Origin of the sequence: Maribacter sedimenticola, assembly GCF_900188415.1 — a bacterium.
GTDB lineage: Bacteria > Bacteroidota > Bacteroidia > Flavobacteriales > Flavobacteriaceae > Maribacter > Maribacter sedimenticola.
Genome location: NZ_FZNV01000002.1, coordinates 139,265 through 164,470 on the forward strand (window position 1 = coordinate 139,265; position 25,206 = coordinate 164,470).

Annotated in this window: 16 protein-coding genes and 1 tRNA gene; 11 read left to right on the top strand and 6 right to left on the bottom strand. The window is 38.7% G+C overall.

Annotated features, from left to right (window positions below; genetic code table 11):
* Nucleotides 1–32: 32 nt before the first annotated feature.
* Both CHB68_RS05625 and CHB68_RS05630 read right to left on the bottom strand, forming a co-directional pair.
* A complete protein-coding gene (locus CHB68_RS05625; RefSeq protein ID WP_089259898.1) occupies nucleotides 33–1,817 on the bottom strand; it encodes an arylsulfatase in 1,785 nt (594 codons plus the stop codon).
* A 24-nt stretch (nucleotides 1,818–1,841) separates the two neighbouring features.
* Complete coding sequence (locus CHB68_RS05630) at nucleotides 1,842–2,969, bottom strand: glycoside hydrolase family 130 protein (protein WP_089259899.1); 1,128 nt, start codon at nucleotides 2,967–2,969, stop codon at nucleotides 1,842–1,844.
* A gap of 175 nt (nucleotides 2,970–3,144) precedes the next feature.
* On the opposite strand from CHB68_RS05630, the gene CHB68_RS05635 reads away from it, so the two are divergent.
* The 7 genes from CHB68_RS05635 to CHB68_RS05665 all read left to right on the top strand — a co-directional run bounded on the left by CHB68_RS05635 (nucleotide 3,145) and on the right by CHB68_RS05665 (nucleotide 10,755).
* The gene (locus tag CHB68_RS05635; RefSeq protein WP_089260570.1) at nucleotides 3,145–3,840 is read left to right on the top strand and encodes a M15 family metallopeptidase; all 696 of its coding nucleotides are present in this window, start codon (nucleotides 3,145–3,147) and stop codon (nucleotides 3,838–3,840) included.
* Complete coding sequence (locus CHB68_RS05640; RefSeq protein ID WP_089259900.1) at nucleotides 3,833–4,768, top strand: alpha/beta hydrolase; 936 nt, start codon at nucleotides 3,833–3,835, stop codon at nucleotides 4,766–4,768. Before CHB68_RS05635 ends, CHB68_RS05640 begins: the two co-directional genes overlap by 8 nt.
* A 128-nt stretch (nucleotides 4,769–4,896) precedes the next feature.
* Nucleotides 4,897–4,970 (top strand) — tRNA-Pro (locus tag CHB68_RS05645).
* Nucleotides 4,971–5,363: 393 nt separating this feature from the next.
* Nucleotides 5,364–7,622 (top strand): alpha-L-fucosidase, encoded by a 2,259-nt coding sequence (locus CHB68_RS05650; RefSeq protein WP_245838835.1) that lies wholly within the window; start codon nucleotides 5,364–5,366, stop codon nucleotides 7,620–7,622.
* 98 nt (nucleotides 7,623–7,720) lie between these two features.
* Nucleotides 7,721–8,803 carry an efflux RND transporter periplasmic adaptor subunit gene (locus CHB68_RS05655; RefSeq protein ID WP_089259902.1) on the top strand — a complete coding sequence of 361 codons (1,083 nt, stop codon included), beginning with the start codon at nucleotides 7,721–7,723 and terminating at the stop codon, nucleotides 8,801–8,803.
* Complete coding sequence (locus CHB68_RS05660) at nucleotides 8,800–10,062, top strand: ABC transporter permease (protein WP_089259903.1); 1,263 nt, start codon at nucleotides 8,800–8,802, stop codon at nucleotides 10,060–10,062. Before CHB68_RS05655 ends, CHB68_RS05660 begins: the two co-directional genes overlap by 4 nt.
* Nucleotides 10,063–10,074: 12 nt before the next feature.
* Nucleotides 10,075–10,755, top strand: coding sequence for an ABC transporter ATP-binding protein (locus CHB68_RS05665; RefSeq protein WP_089259904.1), 681 nt, complete (start codon nucleotides 10,075–10,077; stop codon nucleotides 10,753–10,755).
* A gap of 65 nt (nucleotides 10,756–10,820) precedes the next feature.
* On the opposite strand, the gene CHB68_RS05670 is transcribed toward CHB68_RS05665, so the two are convergent.
* The 4 genes from CHB68_RS05670 to CHB68_RS05685 all read right to left on the bottom strand — a co-directional run bounded on the left by CHB68_RS05670 (nucleotide 10,821) and on the right by CHB68_RS05685 (nucleotide 17,078).
* Nucleotides 10,821–14,087, bottom strand: a complete 3,267-nt coding sequence (locus CHB68_RS05670; RefSeq protein WP_179213151.1) for a ThuA domain-containing protein — start codon at nucleotides 14,085–14,087, stop codon at nucleotides 10,821–10,823.
* A 285-nt stretch (nucleotides 14,088–14,372) separates the two neighbouring features.
* Nucleotides 14,373–15,206 (bottom strand): AraC family transcriptional regulator, encoded by an 834-nt coding sequence (locus CHB68_RS05675; RefSeq protein WP_089259906.1) that lies wholly within the window; start codon nucleotides 15,204–15,206, stop codon nucleotides 14,373–14,375.
* Nucleotides 15,207–15,291: 85 nt separating this feature from the next.
* The gene (locus CHB68_RS05680) at nucleotides 15,292–15,996 is read right to left on the bottom strand and encodes a LytR/AlgR family response regulator transcription factor (protein ID WP_089259907.1); all 705 of its coding nucleotides are present in this window, start codon (nucleotides 15,994–15,996) and stop codon (nucleotides 15,292–15,294) included.
* Nucleotides 15,993–17,078: a sensor histidine kinase gene (locus CHB68_RS05685; protein ID WP_089259908.1), complete on the bottom strand. Its 1,086-nt coding sequence runs from the start codon at nucleotides 17,076–17,078 to the stop codon at nucleotides 15,993–15,995. The genes CHB68_RS05680 and CHB68_RS05685 overlap by 4 nt, the downstream gene beginning before the upstream one ends.
* A gap of 218 nt (nucleotides 17,079–17,296) precedes the next feature.
* On the opposite strand from CHB68_RS05685, the gene CHB68_RS05690 reads away from it, so the two are divergent.
* The 4 genes from CHB68_RS05690 (at nucleotide 17,297) to CHB68_RS05705 (ending at nucleotide 25,195) form a co-directional block, all read left to right on the top strand.
* Nucleotides 17,297–18,337: a carbohydrate-binding family 9-like protein gene (locus CHB68_RS05690; protein WP_245838837.1), complete on the top strand. Its 1,041-nt coding sequence runs from the start codon at nucleotides 17,297–17,299 to the stop codon at nucleotides 18,335–18,337.
* The gene (locus CHB68_RS05695; RefSeq protein WP_089259909.1) at nucleotides 18,312–19,451 is read left to right on the top strand and encodes a glycoside hydrolase family 10 protein; all 1,140 of its coding nucleotides are present in this window, start codon (nucleotides 18,312–18,314) and stop codon (nucleotides 19,449–19,451) included. Before CHB68_RS05690 ends, CHB68_RS05695 begins: the two co-directional genes overlap by 26 nt.
* 16 nt (nucleotides 19,452–19,467) lie before the next feature.
* Entirely contained in the window at nucleotides 19,468–21,819 is a 2,352-nt protein-coding gene (locus tag CHB68_RS05700) for a glycoside hydrolase family 20 protein (RefSeq protein ID WP_245838839.1), read from the top strand.
* Nucleotides 21,820–22,039: 220 nt separating this feature from the next.
* Nucleotides 22,040–25,195, top strand: coding sequence for a SusC/RagA family TonB-linked outer membrane protein (locus tag CHB68_RS05705; protein WP_089259910.1), 3,156 nt, complete (start codon nucleotides 22,040–22,042; stop codon nucleotides 25,193–25,195).
* Nucleotides 25,196–25,206 lie beyond the last annotated feature (11 nt).

Genomic DNA, 25,206 nt, shown 5'->3' on the forward strand with positions numbered 1-25,206 from the left:
AAGCTCCGATCATAAATGAATTGGAGCTTTTTTTATTCCACCTTTTTAAATTGTAACAACCTAAAATCGCCAACTTGGCTTTTCTTTACTTCCAGAGCTTTAAGGGTAAGAATGCCGTTACCTTTAGTAAGGGAAATAGTTCCTAAATCAAGCGCTTTAAAATTTTTTACATAAGATTCCATTCTCGGTACACGATCATTGTGCATGCCTATTAGTTCTGGGTCGTGGGCTTCTGTTATTTTACTTGCTATTTTGCTTCCGTTGAAACTCAATTCTACTATTGAACCCAAATCTTTCTCTGGACAGGTATAGTAGAGATGAACTTGAAATCGTCCTTCTTCCATTACCTCAACATCCCAACTAATGGAATCATTGACTGATTTCCAATTGGTAAAGAAAGAATCATTGGGCCATTGGTTACTGCGTATTATTGAACCATGGGCAATACCATCTCTTGCAGGTAGCTGTGTGTATATTGCTTGTGGATAGCCTAATGTAAAAGCACGTTTATCGTTGTTTTTGTGAAGTGTCATGGTTTCTTCTTGCCAATTCTCCTTGGCCGCTATCAAGGAATCTCTTAATGTGGTATATATGTGGGAAACATCTATTTTCTGTCCGCGGTCTATGGTAATATCATAAAGCCTGTTTTCCTCATCTAACCTAAATTGCTGATTTCTAACACTTGTTTTTCCGTTCCAATGGTTAAATATTAAACGTTCCTGTACCGTTGTGTCCTTTTGTAATAGCAAAGCACTTAAATCTTTGCCATCAATAGGTTTATTGGTGCTTACGGGTATTTCCAATAAGCCGCAAAGAGTAGGTAGCAAGTCAATACTTCCGGCTATATCAACAAGATTTAATCCGTTTTTTATATGGCCGGGCCATTTAATAAAGAAAGGTGTTCTCACGCCGCCTTCATCTACATTTCCTTTTTTACCTTTCATTCCACCGTTCCATCGGTATGCATTAGGTCCATTGTCAGATAAGTAGATGATGATGGTGTTTTCCTCCAATCCCAATTGTTCTATGGTAGTCATTATTCGCCCTACATTGGTATCGATATTTTCCACCATGGCCAAAGCGGCTTTCGTAAATTGCAGGTCTTCATCTTTATCTACGGAGGCTAATGAATCTAATGGTTTATGTTTCATTTTGTTCCAATACTCGTCCGGTACCTGCATAGGGCTATGTGGGGTATTATAGGGTAGGTAAAGGAAAAAAGGTTCGTTTGCATGCTTTTCTATAAAATTAATTCCTTGGCCGGTAAGGTCATCTACCAAAAAACCTTTTCCTTGAACAAGTTTCCCATTGTTTTCCAGCATGGGGCTAAAATAATTACCCCAATGCCCAGACGCAAAACCATAAAACTGTTCAAATCCTCTAGAATTAGGGTGGTAAGGCGGTTGCATACCATTATGCCACTTGCCAAATGCCGCCGTTCTATAACCTGTTTCCTGAAGTATTTCCGCTATGGTGGTTTCATTAAGGTTAAAACGTTCTCCACCCGATGAAGTTTCATATACGCCTAATCTGGTAAAATATCTTCCGGTCAATAATTCAGCTCTTGTAGGGGAGCAAACGGGTTGCACATAAAAATTATCAAAAGATGCCCCATAATTTTTAATAGCGTCTATGTGTGGTGTGTGCAGATTGGAATTGCCGCTACTGCTCAAATCGCCCCAACCTTGGTCATCTGCCAAAAACAGGATGACATTTGGTCTTTTTTGTGTAGGCAAAGGTTTTTCTATGGTTTTCTTTTCTGTACAGCCAATACCTGTTATAAAAAGGGAAAGTATGAATACTTTAATTAACTTCATTGTACACTGGGTTTACGAATGGTTTTATTTATTTCTTACTGCTAAACCAACCATTGAATCTGCCGTACCATAGTACAGGAACCATTTTTCTTTAAAGAATACCAAGCCTTGGATGAAGGTGGTCCCCGCTTTGTACTGACCACTAATTTCATGAGGTAGGCTTGGGCATATAAAAGGGGTTTCCAGTCTTTTTATCATAATTGTAGGATTTTCCTTGTCAAACAATACTTGACCACCACAATAGGTCCCTTCCGGATATTTAGAGGTAGCGCCTTCTCCACTAAGATTTTTTCCATTATATAATAAAAGAATGCCGGCATCAGTATATATTGCAGGGGGTCCGGGTTCGGTTAAATGGCTGTCAAATTCATTGAGGGTAGGGGTAAAACTATGCAGTAATTTCCCTTCTTCGTTCAGAGTCGGTTTCCAATCTATGCCATTAGTGGAGGTGGCCAAGTTAACAAATAACTCGCCCCAGTACATCAAGAATGTTCCGTTTACTTTTTTAGCTAGTAATCTACCATTGACCAATTCTGTAACGATAGCACCGGATTTGCTCCATTCGTTCAAGAATTTACCACCATGTGCTTGTTCAAAAACAGGGCCATGTTTTGTCCATTTTTTCAAATCTTTGGAAGTGGCACTGGATAGTCTGGCAATATTCTTGTTCCAACTGGTGTATAGCATAATATACGTCCCATCTTCTGTTTCAACGATTCTTGGGTCTTCTATTCCACCGGGCTGGTCCCATTGTGCAAATTCATCATTGTCAGGATATAGTACTGGTGTTGGATATTTGGTAAAATTGATGCCGTTTGTACTATACGCCAACCCAATTCTTGAAGTTCTTCCACCTAATATGGCATCGGGATTGTCCTCTGCCCTAAACAATAGAAAAACGGTATCGTTCCGTACAATGGCTCCAGGGTTGAAAACATCGGCTTTTTGCCAAGAAACCGGTTTTTTCGAAATAGGATCAATAAACGAGTAAGATGAATCTGCCTGCATAATAGGGTTAAGGGCTGTTTTTTCAAACCCCAATAACCAAGGAGATTCTTTTATGTTGTTAGTGTCCAAAACGACTTCCTTTGGTGTGCCGCAGGAAATAAATAAGAATAGTATGCAGAAGGGAACAATAATATGTTGGTTCATTGTTTTTGGTTAAATTGCTTAAAAATCAGTAGGTATAAGGTAGGTAATAAATCTTTACTACTGGCTTACAGCTTAAAAGAAATTATAAGGTAGTTTGCTTAATATGAAATGGATGGGTTTGGTTAAAAATGGGAAGTATTTTAAAACGTTGATATGCTTATTTTTACTTACCGTTATGTTTGTAGGTTGTAAGGACACTGTCAAATCCGCAAATGGCGATTTGGAGACCCGTAAGCCTATTCCCACAACGGATACCATATCCAAAACCGATATTGCGAAAACGCCACGTTTGAAAACAATAATACCATTGGATTCGTTAAGGGACACCACCTTTGTGAGATTAGCCGATTACAGTGATGGTTTTGCCTTTGATTTAAGATACGCTACCCAAAACAATTTTTTAAAGGAACAGGTTTATGACTGTGCGGAATGTTATACCAGGGTTAAAACCGTTAAGGCCTTATTGGCTGCAAATGCCGATTTTCATAAAAATGGGGTCAAGATTAAATTTTTTGATTGCTACCGTCCAAATTCTGTTCAATATAAAATGTGGAAAATTGTGCCCAATCCACAATACGTCGCCAATCCTGTTAAGGGCTCAATACACAATAAAGGAGGGGCTGTTGACATAACCTTGGTGTCATTGACCGGTGAGGAACTGGATATGGGAACAGATTTTGATTTTTTTGGAAAGAGAGCTTATCACGATAATTATGATCTGCCCAAACAAGTTTTGGACAACCGGAAATTATTGAAGGAAACAATGGAAAAACATGGATTTTGGTCCACTAGGACAGAATGGTGGCATTATAACCTTCAAGGAGCCTCAAATGACCCCATAGCTAATTTTAATTGGGAGTGTAATGATTAGGCTGCCTTTAATAATGATTTTTGTCCTGGCACTGACGGTTTTGGGTGGATGTGCCGCAAATAAGGAATTGGTTATTGATATTTGGCCCAAAGATAAAATTCCCAACCAATTAAAAACCGATATAGGGGAAGTTCAAGAGTATACGGACATTTTAAAAATCAGCAGGGTACAAAAACCTACAATAGAAGTTTTTTTGCCACATGCATCAAAAGCTACGGGAAAGGCCATGTTGATTTTTCCGGGAGGAGGGTATGGTATTCTGGCCTATGACTGGGAAGGTACTTCGGTTGCCAAGTTTTTGGTAGATCATGGTATAGCGGGCATTGTAGTCAAGTATAGATTGCCGTCTGATGAAACCCAAATAGATAAGCACTATGTGCCCTTAATAGATGCCCAAAGGGCTATACGGTTGGTAAGGAGCAGATCAAAAGAATGGAACATTGATCCCGCCAATATTGGTATAATAGGCTTCTCGGCTGGTGGGCACTTAGCCTCAACTTTAGGTACCCAATACGATAATATGGTGTATACGGCCGTGGATAAGGTTGATAGCTTAAGTGCTAGACCGGATTTTATGGTTTTGATGTATCCGGTAATTACCATGGGAGAAAACACACATAAAGGTTCAAGGAATAATCTGTTGGGAAAAAATCCATCTGCCGAAAAGGTCATGCAATTTTCCAGCGATCTGCAGATTAATGAAGATACCCCGGCTACGTACTTAATTCATGCAATGGATGATAAAGCCGTTCCGGTGGCCAATAGTGAATATTTTTTTGCCCTGCACAATGCAAAGTCCAACGAGCGTGGCCAATTATATATTTTTGAAGAAGGGGGGCATGGGTTTGGGATGGCAGAGGACAATGAAATATTAAGAAAATGGCCTTTATTGGTTTTAGATTGGATTAATAGTTTGGAAACCGATTAACTTTTTTATTTTTGCAACCTTAATTTGAGAATCTAATCGTTAAATAAAAAGTTTAAGCACTATTATCCGGTTAATTTTCAAGTAAATAAACGGTATAGCACTTTTATTTTTTGCTGTATTGGTAGTCTCGGGATGTAGCGCAGTCCGGTAGCGCACTCGGCTGGGGGTCGAGTGGTCGCAGGTTCAAATCCTGTCATCCCGACTGAATGAGAAAGTGAACTGTGAAAGCAGTTCACTTTTTGTTTTCAATGAGGTCATGAACATAGTTCATGAAAGGAATTGGGAGCAAAAAGTGGGTAGGCGATAGCCTTCACTTTGTTATTTGCAATGAGGGTTCATTAGGATTATACAAATCCTGTTTTCAATGAGGTCATGAACATAGTTCATGTAAGGAATTGGGAACAAAAAGGGTGGTAGGCTATAGCCTTCACTTTGTTATTTGCATTTCATTGAACTATAAGGTTTGGTCAACAGTAAAGCTTGCAAAAAAAGTATTGCTTTTGGTCATCTTTGCGTAGGCATTTATTTATATATTCCATTAGTTTTGAAAATGTCTGTACAATATGTACATTCTTAATAATTAAAAATTATGGATATGTGTATGATAGCCCCAAAAAAATACGGTTATTTCTTAAGCATTATTACATTGTGCATATGGTTGACATCCTGTACGCCAAAAGGCAAGCCTGCATTGGCCTTGTCAACTGAAAACACTATGGCACTTGATAATGATGACATTGAAGATTCCGTTAGGGTAAAAGCTGCACATATTGTTCCATCCAAAAATCAATTTGAAGCGTTAAAGGACGAATTCATAGCGTTTGTACATTTTGGACCCAATACCTTTACTAGAATGGAGTGGGGTAATGGTATGGAAGACCCTGCTATCTTTAATTTAAAAAATCTAAATACAGATCAATGGTGCCAGGCAATGAAAGATGCGGGAATGAAAAAAGTAATCATTACGGCCAAGCATCATGATGGTTTTGTCTTGTGGCAGAGCAGGTATACAAAACACGGGGTAATGTCTTCTCCGTATAAAAATGGAGAAGGAGATGTCGTTAAGGAATTAGCTGCATCCTGTAAAAAATATGGCATTAAATTGGGGGTCTATCTCTCTCCAGCAGATTTGTATCAAATAGAACATCCAGAAGGATTGTACGGTAATTTAAGTAAGTATACCAAACGCACAATACCTAGACAAATTGAGGGTAGGCCTTTTGAGAATAAAACCACTTTTGAATTTGAAGTAGATGATTACAATGAATATTTCTTAAATCAATTGTTTGAATTGTTGACGGAGTATGGACCTATAGATGAGGTTTGGTTTGATGGTGCCCACCCCAAACGTAAAGGAAATCAGCGATATAAATATAGGGATTGGAAGAAATTAATAACTGCCCTAGCGCCTAATGCAGTAGTTTTTGGAAAAGAAGGTACGCGATGGTGCGGTAATGAAGCAGGGGCAACCAGAGATACCGAGTGGAACGTTGTGCCATATGATGAAGACCCTAGGACTATGAATCTCTTTGCCGATATAACGGACGAAGATGTTGGGAGTATGAAAAAATTGGTTGCCGGTAAGTTTTTACATTACCAGCCAGCAGAAACCAATACCTCTATAAGGGAAGGATGGTTTTACAGGGATGATACCGACCAAAAGGTAAGAACTACAGACGATGTCTTTGATATATATGAACGTTCTGTTGGTGGCAATTCCATATTTTTATTGAACATACCCCCAAATAGGGAAGGGGAATTTTCTGACCAAGATGTACAGGTACTTAAAGAAACCGGCCAAAGAATTAAGGAAACGTACAGGGTAAGCTTATTGGACGGCGCAGATGGGCCTAAGGAACTCCTGGACCAGGATAATAAAACGCATTTAATTTTGCAGGATAAAGAACCGATTGTTGAGGTGACGTTACCTAAGGCTACTAAGATCAATAGATTTTTAGTTCAGGAACATGTTGAGGTATATGGAGAACGTGTATCCGAACATGCGTTGGATGCCTGGATCAATGATGAATGGAAAGAGGTTGCCAGTGCAACCAACATTGGTTACAAAAGAATATTGCGTTTTCCGGAAATTGAGACTACCAAATTAAGGCTCCGTATCTTGTCATCAAGATATACACCCGTTTTGCAGCATATTTCAGCGCATTATTTTAAGAGTAGGCCACCACAGTTACAGTTTAGCAGAAATAGTAAGGGAGAAGTCAGTATTGTTCCTAAAATGTCTGATTTTGGATGGAACCCCAATGGGGAGAACGCCGGGGCCAATTTAAACAAGGGCATGCAGATATTTTACACTACGGATGGGCAAGTACCAAATTCATCGTCTTCCTTGTTTACCGATCCCTTTGTTTTTGGGGAAGGTGAGGTCAAAGCGGTGGCTATTATGAATGGGGAGAAAGGAAGTACCGCCACGTTTAGGTTTGGAATTCCAAAAATGTCTTGGACATTGGTAGAGTCAAGTAGCGCACAGAAAAAGCATGAGGGAGAATTACTATTTGATGAGAATCCCAATACATATTGGCAATCCCAAGAAAATGATGGGAATAAATCCGTAGTAATTGATTTGGGTAAAGAATTGGAAATTAGTGCTTTTGCATATACACCGCCCACTTCAATATCCAATAGCATGATTGAAAAAGGAACTATTTTTTCCAGTCAAGATGGTAAGGTTTGGACCAAACAGGATAGTTTTACCTTTGGCAACCTGATCAATGACCCAACACAACGTACCTACACGTTCAATAAGAAGTTCCAAGCAAGGTATATTAAATTACAGGCTAATGAAATTGCGGGCAATGGGCTTAAGGCGACTATTGCAGAATTGGATTTTTACTAAATGCCTTTATATTAGGGGTGGTAATTAAATTTATATGATTTTACTCATAGGCTAACATATTCTTTAGTAGTTACTTTGGTTAAGGTAATCTAAGAAATATGCGCTTTTTTAAAATTATAGTCCTTTCATTGTTAATTGGGGGTTGTCAAGGTAATGAAGATAACATTTTACCTAAAAGAACGACCCTTACCATGTCCGTGTATGCATCTGCAACTATACAGCCGGATAGTTTATACCAACTATACGCCGCGGTAGGTGGTATTTTGGACAATAACTTTAAAGAGGAGGGAGATCTGGTTCAAAAAGGTGACCCCATTCTTCAAATTATTGATCGTGCCCCACAACTACAGACCGAGAATGCCTACTTGGCATTAAGACAATCCAAAGAGAATTTAGAAGGTAATGCCGCAGTTTTAAAAGAGATTGAAGACGAGGTTTATGCGGCTAGATTAAAATACTTGAACGATTCTCTTAATTTTAGCAGGCAGCAACGCCTATGGGAACAAGGAATTGGTTCCAAAGCCGAGTATGACACCAAAATGTTGGCTTTTCAACTATCCCAAAATCAACATAAAACTTTAAAAGCACGTTATGCCAGAACGCGTTTTGAATTGGAAACGAAAATGGTACAGGCAAAGAACAGTTACCAATCTAACAAGATAACCACAGATGATTTTACGGTAAATAGCAGAATTGCAGGAAGGGTATACGCACTATATAAGGAACCTGGGGAACTGGTTAGCACCGTAGAGCCGCTTGGTACCATTGGTAGTGCCAATGATTTTATAATTGAAATGTTGATTGATGAGGTAGATATCATCAAAATACAATTAAATCAGCAGGTACTTATTGTTTTAGAGGCATATCCCAATGAAATATATACTGCAAGGGTAAGTAAGATTTACCCGCAAAAAGAAGAGCGATTGCAGACCTTTAAAATTGAGGCATTGTTTCACGAACCGCCTAAATTACTGTATCCAGGATTGGCCGGTGAAGCAAATATTGTAATAGCCCAAAAGAAAGACGTTCTTACCATACCGCGTGATTATTTGATGGACGGCAACAAGGTTATGACCCCAGAAGGGGATATAGATGTTGAGGTAGGGTTACAAAATTTAGAACAGGTAGAAATTCTGTCCGGAATAACGGAAACCACCTTGATAATTAAGCCAACGCAATGATAAACTGGAAGGTAATTTTAAATATTGCCAAAACACATCTTTTAACCAAGATGAAATCCACCGTAACGGCAGCTTTGGGAGTAACATTTGGTATTGGGGCCTATATCACCTTGGTCAGTTTTATGACCGGACTCAATACTATGCTGGACAGTTTAATTTTAAACCAAACTCCCCATATTCATTTATACAATGAAATTGCACCAACAAAAGATCAACCTATTTCACTCTATGAAGAATTTGAAAACTCGGTACATATAATAAGTTCCATTAAACCCAAACAGGGGCAAAAGAAAATTCACAATGCGCTACCAATACTTAATTATCTAAAAAATAAAGATGTAGTAAAGGGGGCCACTCCCCAAGTACGCGCACAGATTTTTTACCTGTCCGGTTCTATTGAACTGGGGGGCAGTATAGTAGGCGTGGATATTATGGAAGAAACCAGATTGTCCAATATGCGGGATTACATTGTGCAGGGTTCGCCAGAAGCATTAAAAAACATGGATAATGGAATCTTGTTGGGTGCCGGGTTGGCAGATAAAATGTCCTTATCTGTAGGAGATAGGGTGCAAGTGAGCACGGTAGCCGGGGCACTTGTGCCCCTTAAAATTGTAGGCTTCTATCAAAGCGGTATTGCGGATGTGGATAATGTTCAGAGTTTTTGCAAGTTAAAAACGGTACAACGTATTCTGGGTGAATCTCAAAATTATATAACCGATATCAATATTAAACTTTACGATATTGAACAATCACCACAATTGGCAGAATTTCTTGAAAAGCAATTTAATGTTACGGCCACGGACATCAATGAGGCCAATGCACAATTTGAGACCGGTTCAAATATTAGAAATTTAATTACCTATGCCGTATCCATCACCTTGCTCATCGTTGCGGGTTTTGGTATTTATAATATCCTTAATATGCTCATTTATGAAAAAATGAAGGATATAGCAATTTTAAAAGCTACAGGTTTTTCAGGTACGGATGTTCAATTTATATTTATGAGTCAAGCTATGATTATAGGCATTATAGGAGGCATTTTAGGTTTGGTATTGGGCTTTGTCCTTTCTGTAATCATTGATGGTCTACCTTTTGAGACTGAAGCGCTGCCTACCATAGATACATATCCGGTAAATTTTAGTCTTACCTACTATATCATAGGTATTGTGTTTGCGCTGATCTCTACCTGTATTGCGGGCTGGCTACCATCCAATAAGGCAAAGCATATTGATCCGGTTAAAATTATTAGAGGTACTTAACATGGTGTAGGAATGAATAATGTTTTAGAAGCAAAAAATATCAATAAGCATTTTTTGAAACCTAAGGATTTTCATGTCCTAAAGGATATTTCCTTTGCCATAAAAGAAGGAGAGTTTGCATCAATTATGGGAAAGTCTGGTTCTGGGAAATCTACTTTATTGTATATACTTTCAACAATGGATACTGATTACACCGGAGAATTATTCTTAAACGATACCTTAGTAACGGGTAAACCTGCATCTGAGCTTTCCAGAATTAGAAATGAACATATTGGTTTTGTATTTCAGTTCCATTATTTGTTATCGGAATTTAGTGTATTGGAAAATGTAATGCTACCCGCTAAAAAATTGGCCCGTAAGTCCAATAAGGAAATAGAGCATGACGCCTATGAAAAATTAAGCATGCTAGGAATTGAAAAATTGGCAAAGCAAAAGGCGTCGCGCATTTCTGGTGGTGAAAAACAACGGGTTGCTATTGCCAGGGCATTGATCAATAATCCTTCTATATTAATGGGGGATGAACCTACCGGTAATTTGGATAGTTATAACTCTGACAATGTGTTCAATATTTTTAAAAGATTAAAGGAAGAGGAAGGGCTATCTTTGTTAGTGGTAACCCATGACGAAGATTTTGCAAAACGAACGGACTATATCATTGAAATGGAGGATGGGCGTATAGTATCTGGCCAATAACGGAATAATCAATGCATAAAAAAGGCTTCAAAAAGTTTGAAGCCCTCTTACATTACCATACTGTGTTATCGTTTATAGTCAAATGAAATCCAGTCTGCATGGCAAATATTTTGAGTGGGGTCCTGTTCGTTCTTAAAAACAAGGACCAGATCGGCCTTTTCAACATTAGGGGATATAGGAATGGTATAATAAATGGTTTCTTCCTTACCATTATGTTCTAGATTTTGCTTGCCTATCAATGGTCCGTCCACACTATTTTCACGAACCTCCATAATACCTTTGAATTCTTGATCCATATTATAGAAGGCGGCAAACTTTAAATGCTCTAGGTCCTGAAGAGAAATAGCATTGAACTTTAGATATGCCCCATGCTGTAAAACACCCACAACCCGAGATTTGCTTGTACTCCAGGTACCCGTGCCCTCTTTGATTTCGTTGGCGTTTTCTGCTTCAATTTTTTGACTTTTAAAGATGACCTGTTCGCTAACGGTAAGTTCAGAGTTAGGTTGGGTTTTGTTGCCCTTGTCCCGGTAGGAAGCCATAAGTACATAATTACCTTCACCTGCCTTACCTATATGATCGTTGAATGTAATGGTTCCGGACAACGGCAATGATTTCTGGCCTGTCTCTTTTTGTGGTTTTAGGCTAAGGATGTAATCTACCATTTGCGTAACTTCCTCTACGGTAAGCTGGGGATGGGCGGACATAGCATTTTCTCCCCAGGCACCACCACCGCCTTTTATGATTTTAGAGACCAAATAACCGGTATCTTCCGCGCCATAACGCCTTGCAATGTCTATATAACTTGGACCGTTGACTTTTTCCTTAACGGCATGGCATGCTTTACAGTCAGAAGCTTCAATGGCCTTTTTGCCAATGGGTTCAAGATTACGCTGGTGCCCTAATGTGGCTTTAACGAAATCACGACCTTCCGGTATGTAGTCAAAAGTTACCTTTACATCTTCTGCGGCAATGGTTTGATCAGCAGTAGAGCCATCCTGTTTATCTTCTACGGTAATGGTATAATCTATTTTTTTTCCATCCCAGTATATAGTGTCATTGTCGGCTATTTGTATGGTTAGGGTAGGGGCGTCGTTACCGACCAAAATTTTCGTGTTGGCAGACGTTGTGTTTCCTTTGCTGTCCGTTACCTTTAAGGTTACATTGTAAATTCCGTCTTCGGTAAAGGTAAACTCGGTGTTCATTTCTTGCGATTGAGGAGAATCTCCTGTAAAATACCAGTCATATGTAAGCGCATCATGGTCAAAATCTTTTGAGTTTTCTGCTGAGAAAGCAACGGTCAACGGTGCCGCACCTACCGTTTTGTCGTGTGTAAATTTTGCGACCGGTTCCCTATTGCCTTTGATATACGATATGCTGCTTAATCTGGCATCCAGGTTTTGGGAGTTCCATTTTTGACCATATTCCAGAATATACATATTGCCATTGGATGCAAAGATCATATCCATAGGATGGGAGAATTCCTCATTGGGCATAAAGGCATCGGCTTTAACATAATTGAACTCCTCATCTAGAGTGATCACATAAATCCAATCTCTCATCCATTCATAAACAAACCATTTGTTTTCAAAGTAAGGAGGCCATAGATTTTCTGCGTTGGGCATATCCGCTTTATGAAATACGGGGCCTGCCATAGGGTTGATTCCTCCTTGGCCCATCCATGGAAATTCTTCTGATCTATAATAGGTCATAGGAATCATGGATTTTTGTGCCGGAGGTAATTTCTGGATACCCGTATTATGTGGGGAATTATTGATAAGGTTATCTGGGTCAAATTTTGCACCTGACATATTGGTCGTAAAATCAAAATCATTGTATGCTTCATTGTACCCTCTAGTAAAAGGCCAGCCCCAAAAACCTGCATTTTTTGCTTGGTTGTATTCTCCCATTCCGCTAGGTCCCCTGTTGGGATCAGCCTTACCTGCATCTGGACCTATATCTCCCCAATATAGAATTCCAGTTTTGCTATCTATAGAATGTCTAAAAGGGTTTCTTAGTCCCATAGCATAGATTTCCGGTCTTGTTTTTTCCGTACCTACGGGAAACAGATTGCCTTTTGGGATAGTGTAGCTACCGTCTTCCTCTGGTTTTATCCGCAATATTTTTCCCCTTAAGTCATTGGTATTGGCGGCAGAGCGCTGGGCATCGAACCCTGCACGGTCCAATCTTTCGTCCATAGGTGAGAATCCTGAAGATTCAAAAGGATTGGTATTATCGCCAAGGGCTATAAAAAGGGTTCCGTCAGGACCAAATTCCAAGGCGCCACCACTATGGCAACACTGCCTGTCCGTAGGAATTTCCAGTAGAATTTTTTCGGAATCAAGATCAAGGATGTCATCCTTTAAGGTAAAACGGGATACATGTTGTTTGGAAATATCCCCTTTGTTGGAATATAAAAGATATACCCAATTGTTCTCAAGGTAATTGGGGTCTACTGCCAGTCCCAATAATCCATCTTCGTTGCCATAGAACAAATTTAGCTGTGCAATGGTCTTTGTTTGTTCCGTTTCAAAATCAAAAAGCTTCAAAGCACCGTGGCGTTCAATGAACAAAATTCCCCTTCCGGGCAACTCATCGAGCTCCATGGGCTCGTTTAGGTTAAAATCCAATACGTTCTTAACAAAGCGGTCCTCTGGCGGCACTCTGTCCGTAGTGGCTCGGGAATAATCTAAGGTAGCATCGCCTACGGCATAGGTAATACCCCCCAATAGATGCTTCAAAAATAACGGGTCCTCAAAAGTCTCATTGGTATGTCCCATCTCGGTATAGAAGGCCCTACCGCCATCATATGCGTGATACCATGCTATGGGATGGCCCTCAGGATTTGTGCCGCCCTCATAACTGTTTTCGTCAATAGAAATCAGGACATTTATATTTGGATTGATATTTTTAAAATTGTACCACTCATCGCTCTTGGACCACGTTTCCCCTAAATGTTGTGTAGACGGGTGAGCATTGTTTTCAATATTCAATTTGGCTTCTTGTATGCGCGGATGGTCGTTAAAGACAGCACCCACAAGTTTATTGTACCATGGCCAATCATACTCGGTATCCGTAGCGGCATGGATACCAACAAAACCACCGCCAGCCTGGATGTAGCGTTCAAAATCTGCTTGTTGAACGTCATTTAGAATATCTCTAGTAGTATTGTTGAATATTACCGCAGCATAGTTTTTTAAGGAGTCCTCTACGATATAGTCGGCATCTTCGGTAGTAACGACCTTAAATCCATTTTCCGTGCCTAATTTTTGCAATGCAAGGTTTCCTGCCTCAATAGACCCGTGCCTAAAACCTTGGGTTTTGCTAAACACCAATATGGTATCATTTTTTTGCGAACAACTTTGTATGAAAAGAATGCAAAAACAAAGTGCTAACAGGAGATAAGGGGAACTAAGTGAAATATTAGGTCTGTACATTAAATGATAGATTTGATGTTTTTTTCAATGCTTATGGACAAGCTTAAAATTTGAGGCCAAAATAAATGGAATAATAAAAGAATTCAAACTAAATTTTTACCTAAACCAATACAATTTGTGCAAAATTTGAATACCTCCTATACTTTAAGTCAAAATTATATAGAGAAAAGGGTATAAAGTCTATCGGTATTCAGAAGGCGCACATCCTATATTTTTTTTAAAAATACGGTTGAAATAGGATAGACTGTTAAATCCGGAATTATAGCATGCCATTGAAATGGTATTGGAGGCATTGTTTTCCTTAAGTAATTTACATGCATAATTAATACGCACGCCATTTAAAAAATTCACGAATGTTTTTTGGGTGTTCTGTTTAAAGTAGCGACAAAATGCTGTTTTGTTCATGGCTACCATTTCAGCAATTTCATTTAATTGAATTTCGTTCTTGAAATTCATCATGATATATTCTATAACAGTATTAATACGGTCATCAGCAATATTAATTTGCTCAATCCATTCAATACTTCCTAATTTGGCTAGATTTTCAATTAAGGACAAACGATATAAAATTTTTAAGGTCTGCAATACTTTTTCATCTGAGGAGGTTTCTGCCAATTCATGAAAAAGGTTTTTGAATTTTTGGCTTTCCTTGGTGTTGAATTTTAGGCCACGGTTGCTTAAAAGCAGTAATGAATTTATGTAATTGAATTCTTCTCCCAACTGTCCCAATTTTTTTAAAAAATCATAATTAAGGTGTACCACTATAGAAGAGGATTCACCTTCAAAATTAGGTGCGCTGTCAAACATATGGGGAATGTTGGAGCCTATTAGGAAAATGTTGTTGCTTTCAAAATTTCCAATGAAATCCCCTACATATAAAGTGCCCTTTCCAGAAACTATATATACAAGTTCCAGTTCAGGGTGGTAATGCCATAGTTTTAAAAATTCATCTCCGGTAAATGAAGAAAATAAAACGTTGGACCTTAAATTTTTATGTAGTAGATGTAATTTCAAACAATATGTTTAATGAATTTGGAAATACAGATTTGTTTAAATTATAACTTTAAATTTCCGATTAAAGATACTGCTAATCCTTAGATTACATAAAAATGGCTTTTTTTACATCTTCAATATAGCTTCTACCTATGGTGTATCTTACCCCTTCAATAGATAGGCTGTTACCTTCAATGAATTCTACTTTATCCAGTGCAACGGTAAACGATCTATGGATTCTTATGAATTTATGCGAAGGCAGCTCGTCTGTAAAACTACTCAAGGTCCTATGGGCAATGAAATTTCCTTTGGTTGTTTTTATCCTTATATAATCTTTTAAGCTCTCTACAATGCTGATGTCGGCAAAGTATATTTTTTGATGCTTTTTCTTGTCTATTTTTATAAAAAGATGGTCTACCTCTTCTTTTTCCGAAACAATTTCCTTGGTACTGGTCTTTAATTCCAGTACCCGATTAACGGCTTTTAGAAATCTTGGAAAAGGTATAGGTTTTACCAAATAATCTATAGCCTCTAGTTCGTAACAATTAAGTGCATATTCCTCATGTGCCGTTGTAATGATTACCATTGGTCTGTTCGTTAGATTTTCCAAAAAATCCAGTCCGTTGAGTATTGGCATATTAATATCCAGAAATAGGATGTCCACCGGATTTTTTTGTACAAAGGAAGATGCCTCTACGGCATTGGTAAAGGTTTTAATGAGCTCAAGCTCTTTGACCTCTTTAATATATTTTTTAATAACATTGACCGCTAATGGTTCATCATCAATAATTACAGCTTTTAAATTCTTCATACGTTCAATTTTAAAAACACTTTAAATATATTATTTGTAGTTGTAATGTTCAGTTCGTATTCATCTGGCCGGTATCCCAGTTCCAACCGTTTTTTAACGTTAGAAAGGCCAATACCGCCTTCTTCTTCGGCCAATCTGTTCGTGACCAAGGTTTCGGGTATAGGATTGGCGATTTCAAAATATAGTTTTTTTTCCTTGACGGCAATATTAATATCTATGGTCATAGGTTCAATAGTTTTATTGGCACCATGTTTAAAGCTATTTTCTACAAAAGGGATTAACAGCATAGGTGCAATACGCTTATTGTCAAGATTGCCCGTTATGTTCATATAAATGGTCAGGGAGTCATTAAACCTTATTTTTTCCAGATCAAGATAATTCTGTATCAATTCAATTTCACTCTGTAGATCCTGTTTGTTTTTCCTTGCTGCATATAAAAGGTAACGCATTAATTCAGACAGTTTTAAAACTACTTCTGGTGCCCTATCTGATTTTTCCAATGTCAGTGAGTAAATATTGTTCAAGGTATTGAAGAAGAAATGGGGAGATACCTGTGATCGTAAAAAACTTAGTTCAGATGTTAATTGCCTGGTTTCTAATTCATGAAGCTTTTGGTGTTCCCTTAGCCAATCTATGGTTATTTTTATGGCCGTAACGAACGATACTACATACAGTTCACCGAACATGGTAACAATGGCATAATTAAGGGTAATACTGTTGACTACCTCAGAAGCCTCTGGCATTACATTGGTGTCGATCAAATAGTAGGTTAAATTAAATTTTACGACAAGCATAAGCGCCAATGACCCCAAAATGGCCAGGGTGTATTCCAAATATCGTTTGTTAAAGACGAAAACCGGCATTAGAAAATATACATTGAAGTATGCCAATGCCATGTGTATGGGGAATCCTATTAAATTGGTTTTGATAGAATAAATATAGTCGTTATGTAAGCTTCCCCAACGTAATGTGTTGAACAAAATATAAATAGACCAGAAGATGATATGGTATTTGTAATGAATTTTATAACTCTCGGAGCCTTTACTTTCTATAATGTCATTTATTTTCTTCTTTGCGGCCATTAATTTACGCTATTCAAATACTGTATTCGACTTTCTAAACCCGTTGTTGGTCTAAATTTTATGCGATAATAACAAATGGTTTCCAATATTTGAGAGTACCGCTGTTAATTTTTATTGGACGTTATCTAAATTTGCCGTCTTCCGGACGTCATAAACTGATTTCTGAAAATTGATATGAAAGCGGTTCTAGCTTTAAACAGACCAACTAACTAATCTTAATGCCAAAAACACCAAACCTGTTCATTGCCATGGTAACATGCATCCTTTTTGCATGTACGGGAACTGCCCAACAAGTACCCAAGACTTACGTAGCCGTTAAGGCTAAGGGGCAACTGACCATTGACGGACTTGCTAATGAAGTCGCATGGAAAAATGCAAAATGGACATCGGATTTTATAGATATAGAAGGAACCCTAACGCCAAAATACAGAACACGGGTAAAGATGGTATGGGACGATACATATTTGCATTTTTATGCGGAAATGGAAGAACCCCATATTTGGGGAACGTTAAAACAGCGCGATACGGTTATTTTCTACAATAACGATTTTGAGATATTTATGGATCCAGATGGGGATACCCATAATTATATGGAATTTGAAATTAATGTTTTAAATACTATTTGGGATCTGTACCTCACCAAACCATACCGAAATCAAGGCAATGTATTGAATCACTGGAATATGGAGGGTGTAATATCTGCTGTGCATATTAATGGCACCTTAAACAATTCAAAAGATCGTGATAAAGGATGGGCCGTTGAGATATCCATACCATGGAATGTTTTGGGAGAGGCCAGTAAAGGTACGGTACCACCTAAGAACCAGTTTTGGAGAATAAATTTTTCTAGGGTCAATTGGCAGTTTGATCTGGAGAACGACCGTTATGGCAGGAAGAAAAAAGAAAACGGTAAATATGAACCGGAATACAACTGGGTATGGAGCCCTCAAGAAGTCATAAATATGCATGAGCCGGAACGATGGGGCTATGTTTACTTTGCGGAACAAAATTTACAACAGGATAAGGTGGTCATTCCAGATGATGACTATATAAAGTGGTATATGTATGAAATATATCGCAAAATGATGCAGGAAAATGAAATGGAAAATTTTACTTATCCGCCCAAGGAGATAAAGGGCAAATCTATTGTAGTAAAAATTAAAAAGGAATTAAAGGGTTATGTGGTTTATACCAAGAGTCCTTTTAGTGGTAAACAATTAATCATAGATACAGATGGGAAATTTATTGAACAGAGGTAATGTGGGCATGATCATGTCCTGTATTCTTTTAAGTGTTTTTATGGTCTCATGCAATGGTGGGCATAAGGAAGAAAAGGAAACGGCACTATTGGAGAAAGAGGAGTCCGGCCCATTTAAATTTTGGACTTGGATAACCGCAGACGCGTCCCGTACAGATGATTCCTATGTAGAAGAGTTTGCCAAATACGCGGATAATGGCATAGATGCCGTATTGATCAATACCTACACTGATCCTGAACTTTTGGCAAGATTGACACCGTTGGCCTTAGGTATGGGGTTAGAAGTGCATGCATGGATGTTTACCATGAATAGACCAGGAGATAAAATTGCGGAACAACACCCAGAGTGGTATGCGGTAAGTAGGGATGGGAAATCATGTTATGATGAACCGCCTTATGTAGGATATTATAAGTGGCTTTGTCCTACCAGAAAGGAATCTAGAGAGCACATTTTAAGCTTGGTAGAAGGCTTGTCTAAGGTCGATGGTGTGGCCAGTGTACATTTGGATTATATACGTTATTCGGATATTTTCTTGCCAATAGGTCTATTACCAAAATATAACTTACAGCAAGAGGTAGAGCAACCTACCTATGATTTTTGTTATTGTGAGGTTTGTACGTCAACCTTTGAAAAAATGCACCATAAGAACCCTAACGATTTTGATAATCCTGCCATTGATATGGAATGGAAAAATTTTAGGTTGAACAGGGTAAAGGCAGTGGTGGATGCCTCTTATGAAATTGCACATAAAAATGGTAAAAAATTAACTGCCGCCGTATTTCCGTATCCGGAAATGGCAGACCATATGGTACGCCAACGTTGGGATAAATGGAATATTGACGCCGTCTTGCCTATGATATACAATCAATTTTATAATGAGGAAATAGATTGGATAGGTTATGCAACTGGGCAAGGGGTGACTGATCTTGAGAAGCGTAATGTGGAATTACATACAGGTATTTATGTACCGGATATGCAACCGGAAGAATTGTTGAGTGCCATGAAATATGCACAAAAGAACGGGGCCAAGGGCGTATCCTTCTTTGATGGTCCGGCAATTACCGAAGCGCAATGGAAGATGATCAAGGATTTTAAGGAATCAAAAGCTAAGTAATACAATACATAACGGCATGAATGGTATTGCAAATCAAGGTATTGTGGGAATGAAACAAATACGGCAGTTAATTATTATGGGTTTGGCGTTGGTGCTCACATCGTGTTATGACCCAGCTGAAAGTCCTGCCAATAGTGTTTTAGCCATTATTCCACAGCCCAACCAAATGAAAAAGGACAAAGGGTACTTTACTTTTGATAAAGGTACCGTATTGGTTGTTAAAAATGATGCATATGTAGAACCAACGTTGATCTTGTCCCAAAGGTTGAAGATTGCTGCAGGTTTTGATATGGCCATAGTCTATAGCCCTCCCACGGCCAATTATGTACAAATAATGGTAGATACCAGTCTTGCTGCCGAGGCATATAAACTATCCATCAATGAAGGGTATATACAGTTGAAGGCATCAACCAAAAATGGCTTGGTGTATGGTATGCAATCCTTGCGTTTGCTTTTGCCCAAGGAAATGGAAAGCAAACAAATACAATCTCACGTAAATTGGTCGGTTCCGGTCATGGAAATTGAGGATAGTCCCAGATATGGTTACAGAGGGGTAATGTTAGATGTTTCAAGACATTTTTTTGATATCGCATATATTAAAAAAACCTTGGACCGTATGTCCCTCCTAAAATTAAATACGTTTCATTGGCATTTGGTAGATGATCAAGGTTGGCGCATAGAGATTAAAAAATATCCAAAACTTACCGAGATAGGCGGCTTTAGGGTAGATCAGGAAGATAAACACTGGAACTCAAGAAAAGTTACCCAAGCAGGTGAAGCAGCTGGTTATGGTGGATTTTATACTCAAGCACAAATTAAGGAAGTGGTTGATTATGCGGATAAATTGGGAATAACCGTAGTACCTGAAATTGAAATGCCTGCACATGTAATGAGTGCAATTGCCGCTTATCCTGAGTTGAGCTGTTTTGAAAAGCCTATTGGTGTACCTTCCGGTGGAGTATGGCCAATAACTGAAATTTATTGCGCTGGCAAGGAGCAAACATTTGTATTCTTGGAAGATGTAATAGATGAGGTGGCGGACTTGTTTCCAGGAACATATATCCATATTGGGGGAGATGAAGCCACCAAGACCAATTGGGCAGTTTGTCCCCACTGCAAAAAAAGAATGCAAGAAGAAAAGTTGGCGTCCGTAGAAGAATTGCAGAGTTACTTTATCCGTAGAATGGAAAAGTATATTAATGCTAAAGGCAAGGAGATAATTGGATGGGATGAAATTTTGGAAGGCGGTTTGGCACCAGGCGCTGCAGTAATGAGCTGGCGTGGAACACAAGGAGGTATGGAGGCATCAGAACAAGGGCATAAGGTCATAATGACGCCTGGCGAGTTCTGTTATTTTGACCAATACCAAGGACCACAGAATACGGAGCCCATTGCCATTGGCGGTTATCTGCCGCTTAAGAAAGTGTATGGTTTTGATCCAGTAATTCCAACAATGAGCAAGGAACAGGAATCTTTTGTGATGGGGGGACAGGCAAATCTATGGTCAGAATATATACCTACGGAAGAACATTCTGAATATATGCTTTTTCCTAGGTTGCTCGCCTTATCGGAAACCCTATGGAGTACCAAGGAACAACGTAATTGGAGCAATTTTTCCGAACGATTAAAAGTAATCAACGAAAGGTTGGAGTTCATGGGTGTCAATGTTTCCAAAAGTGCGTATGCCATTAGGGATAGTGCAACAGTGGACATTGGTTCAAAATCGATATCGGTTAAACTACATAATGAGTTTGATGATGCCGACATACGTTATGCATTTGCCCATGATGCGGATAATTTCATACCCTATACCGTTCCCGTTACCATTGATTCATCGGTAACGATTACTGCAAAAGCTTATGAGGACGGTAAGGCTATGTCTCCATTATTTACACAGCAATATGATTTTCATAAAGGTGTGGGTGCAAAGGTTACATATCATACCTTATATAATAGTAGTTATGCAGGTGAGGGAGAATCTACATTGGTCAATGTGTTGCGGGGCAGTAAAAATTTTCACGACGGACAATGGCAGGCTTGGCTGAACACGGATGTGGAACTGACCATAGATCTGTTGAATCAGAAAGACATTTCTGAAATCGTATTGGGTTTTCTACAAAACCAAGGTCCGGATATTTTCTATCCCACGGCAATTTCCATTTCCCTTTCCAAGGACAATATTGAATTTCAAGAAGTGGATATCATGGAAATTCCGTTTAAAAGTGCCAATACGGATGAAATACAGGACGTTAAGATTTCTTTTGGCCGGACCAAGGCCAGGTATATAAAAATTCATGCGGTCAATGGTCCCTATCCTGGAAATGACGGGGGTTCATGGTTATTCATGGATGAAGTTAAAATCAATTAACATATAAGCCAAGTTGCACAACCAGAATGGAAGGAGGTGAGGAAAATCTGAATTGATCTGAAAATCAGTAGGGTTCAGAAATAAAAAAAATGGTATTGCAAATATTGTACAAGTGATGGCGAATATCCTTCATTTGAAAGGTTTCTATAGACTATATATTTGGTATTAAGAAAACCTTAAGATAACATTAAACTAAGTAACTAATTAAAACAATTCGATAATGATTCAAAAATTCAACTATGTATTGCTGTTTGTGGCTATGCTGTCCTTTCAAGGAGCATTTTCACAAGCGGTTTCAGGTACAATAACAGACCAGTCGGGTTCTCCTCTCCCTGGTGTGAACGTTGTAGAAAAGGGTACCAGTAATGGTACATCTGCAGATTTTGATGGTAACTATACTATCAATGTTACCGATGGTGCTACCTTGGTATTTAGCTCTATTGGCTATACCAAAAAGGAAATTGCGGTATCTGGCCAAACAGTTATCAACGTAACCTTGGAAGAGGATGCGGAACAGTTGGGCGAGGTGATCGTTACTGCATTGGGTATTAAAAAGGAGGAAAAGGCCTTAGGGTACTCCCTTACACAAGTAGACGGTGGTGAGCTTTCCGGCGTAAAGACAGTGAGTGCCATTAATTCCTTACAAGGTAAGGTAGCTGGTGTTAATATTACCGGATCCGCAACGGGAGCTTCTGGTACCAGTAACGTGGTTATTCGTGGTGCTTCTTCTGCAAGTGGTACCAACCAGCCTTTATATGTTGTAGATGGTATTCCTATCAACAACCAGAATTTAGGATCTGCAAGCCGTTGGGGCGGGGCGGATTTTGGTGATGGTATTTCCAGTATCAACCCAGATGACATTGCCAGTATGAGTGTACTTAAAGGTGGTGCGGCCGCGGCATTGTACGGATCTAGGGCAGCAAATGGTGTTATTATCATCAACACCAAATCAGGAAAACAACAAAATGGTTTCGGTGTTGAATATTCAAGTTCATTGTTGATGGAATCTGCTATGACAGATTTGTACGATTTCCAAAAAGAATATGGTCAAGGAACCAATGGTGTTGCCCCATCTGATAGATTAGAGGCATTGGATGCCGGTATCAACTCTTGGGGAGCAAAACTTGATGGTTCAAGCGTTGCTCAATTTGACGGTGTTAGTAGACCATATAGTAATGCTGGAGATAACGTAAAAAACTTCTTCAACACTGCTACTACCTTTACCAATACGGTTGCGGTAAGCAAATCTGGTGACGGGTATAACTTTAGGTTTTCAGGTACCGATCTAACTAACTCTGATATTACGCCAAATGCAGGTTTGAACAGAAAGTCGTTCTCTATAAACGCAGGTGTGGTAATGAACGAAAAATTAACCTTGGATGTTAACGGTAAGTATGTAATAGAGAACGTTAAGAACAGACCAAGACTTTCAGATTCTCCAGGTAACTCTAACTTTACGGTTGCCTTATCACCGGCCAACGTAAATGTTGCCGACTATCAACCAGGATTCTTTCAGGAAGGAACAACGGTTGCTGGTTTGGATTCAAGACCAGGTTACAATGAAGTTGGTTCAGAATACTTAATTTCTACGGCAAGTACCTATCATCAAAATCCATATTGGGTAACCGAAAGATTCAACAATGAGAGTGATAAAAACAGGTTCATTGGTTCCGGTACTTTAAGATATGAATTGACAGATTGGTTATATGCAATGGGTAGGGCAGGTATTGATCAATATACTGCAAGTATTACCAATGTAGAACCTTACGGTACGGCTTACAAAAATTTGGGAGGAATGACCGAAACTACATACAATGTATCTACGGTAGATGCGGACGTAATTTTAGGTATAGAAAAAGATATTACGGAAAAGTTTGCTACCAACATTGTTTTAGGGGCCAACAGTAATACGTTCACCAATGAAAGAACAGAGTTAAATGGTCAGGATTTTGTAATTCCTGATTTAGTGACCATTGGTAACGTTGCCAGAAAAAACTACGGGTATTCTTTTTCTAAGAATAAAAGATCAGGCGTTTATTTTTCAACGGAACTTTCTTATGACAGCTATTTATATCTTACCGTTACCGGTAGAAATGACTGGTTCTCTACATTATCGTTGGCAGGGAAAACATCTCCAAACTCATATTTCTATCCATCGGTCAGTTCAAGTTTCATTTTTTCCGATGCCTTTCAAATGCCTAGCTGGATTACCTTTGGTAAAATTCGTGCAGGATATTCTGATATAGGTGGTGGAGCTAACGACCCTTATCAATTGTCATTGGTATATGGTATCAATGATACATATACTGCTACGGGAACTCCTGTTTCCATTGGTGGTGTAGGTGGTGCGGATTCCAATAAATTACCGAACATCAACCTTACGCCATTCTCCAAGTCAGAATATGAAATAGGTTTTGATCTTAAGATGTTCAATAATAGATTTGGTATCGATTTTGCTTATTACAACAATAAGACTACAGATGATATTGTGCCTATAGATATTTCAAGAACTACAGGATTTACAAAAGCGGTCATCAACATTGGTGAGGTAACCAACCAAGGTGTGGAACTTCTATTGACCGGTGCTCCTGTAAGAACGGAAAACTTTAATTGGGACATTACCTATAACTTAGGATATAACGAAAATATGGTGGTCAAGACAGATGCTGATGACAATCCTATATTTGCAGGTGACCAAGCAACTGGTGTCAATGTTCAGTCTGGTGCAATAGTAGGTAAACCAATCGGTGCACTTTACGGTACATCTTTCGTAAGAAATGATGCAGGTGAAATTCAATATGACAGTAACGGTACTCCATCCATTGGTGAGAATAAATTTTTGGGCAACGGTGTAGCACCTTACTCAATGGGTCTTACCAATAATTTCCGTTACAAGGACTTTAACCTTAACTTCTTGATCGATGCTAAATTTGGAGCAGAGATTGCCTCTGGTACCAGTGCTTATGCTACCTACTACGGTGCAAGTAAAAACACATTGGAAGGAAGGGAAAACGGATTGTCAGTTAGTGGTGTAGATGCTGCAGGAGCGCCTTTCTCTACTACTATAGCCCCAGAAAATGTAAGTTCTTACTATCAGAGAATATACTCTATAGCAGAAGCGCATATTCAAGATGCCGACTTTATTAAACTTAGACAACTTAGTTTAGGCTATAATCTGCCATCTAGTGTAATATCTAAAACGTTCTTAAAGAGTGCCAACATTTCCTTGATAGCCAGAAACTTGTTCTACATCATGAGAAATACACAGGATATTGATCCAGAATCTTCATTCAACGCTAGTTTTGGTGCAGGTTTAGAGCGTTTTGGTCTTCCTTCAACTAGAAGTTACGGATTAAGTTTAAATGTTAAATTTTAAAAAGGAAAACT

What these genes read in the sequence shown, in the direction of transcription:
- CHB68_RS05630 (WP_089259899.1), bottom strand. Translation starts at nt 2,969, where the DNA reads ATGAACCAACATATTATTGTTCCCTTCTGCATACTATTCTTATTTATT.
- CHB68_RS05705 (WP_089259910.1), top strand. Translation starts at nt 22,040, where the DNA reads ATGATTCAAAAATTCAACTATGTATTGCTGTTTGTGGCTATGCTGTCC.
- CHB68_RS05700 (WP_245838839.1), top strand. Translation starts at nt 19,468, where the DNA reads ATGAATGGTATTGCAAATCAAGGTATTGTGGGAATGAAACAAATACGG.
- CHB68_RS05695 (WP_089259909.1), top strand. Translation starts at nt 18,312, where the DNA reads ATGGGAAATTTATTGAACAGAGGTAATGTGGGCATGATCATGTCCTGT.
- CHB68_RS05680 (WP_089259907.1), bottom strand. Translation starts at nt 15,996, where the DNA reads ATGAAGAATTTAAAAGCTGTAATTATTGATGATGAACCATTAGCGGTC.
- CHB68_RS05685 (WP_089259908.1), bottom strand. Translation starts at nt 17,078, where the DNA reads ATGGCCGCAAAGAAGAAAATAAATGACATTATAGAAAGTAAAGGCTCC.
- CHB68_RS05650 (WP_245838835.1), top strand. Translation starts at nt 5,364, where the DNA reads ATGTGTATGATAGCCCCAAAAAAATACGGTTATTTCTTAAGCATTATT.
- CHB68_RS05625 (WP_089259898.1), bottom strand. Translation starts at nt 1,817, where the DNA reads ATGAAGTTAATTAAAGTATTCATACTTTCCCTTTTTATAACAGGTATT.
- CHB68_RS05640 (WP_089259900.1), top strand. Translation starts at nt 3,833, where the DNA reads ATGATTAGGCTGCCTTTAATAATGATTTTTGTCCTGGCACTGACGGTT.
- CHB68_RS05665 (WP_089259904.1), top strand. Translation starts at nt 10,075, where the DNA reads ATGAATAATGTTTTAGAAGCAAAAAATATCAATAAGCATTTTTTGAAA.
- CHB68_RS05655 (WP_089259902.1), top strand. Translation starts at nt 7,721, where the DNA reads ATGCGCTTTTTTAAAATTATAGTCCTTTCATTGTTAATTGGGGGTTGT.
- CHB68_RS05660 (WP_089259903.1), top strand. Translation starts at nt 8,800, where the DNA reads ATGATAAACTGGAAGGTAATTTTAAATATTGCCAAAACACATCTTTTA.
- CHB68_RS05635 (WP_089260570.1), top strand. Translation starts at nt 3,145, where the DNA reads ATGTTTGTAGGTTGTAAGGACACTGTCAAATCCGCAAATGGCGATTTG.
- CHB68_RS05690 (WP_245838837.1), top strand. Translation starts at nt 17,297, where the DNA reads ATGCCAAAAACACCAAACCTGTTCATTGCCATGGTAACATGCATCCTT.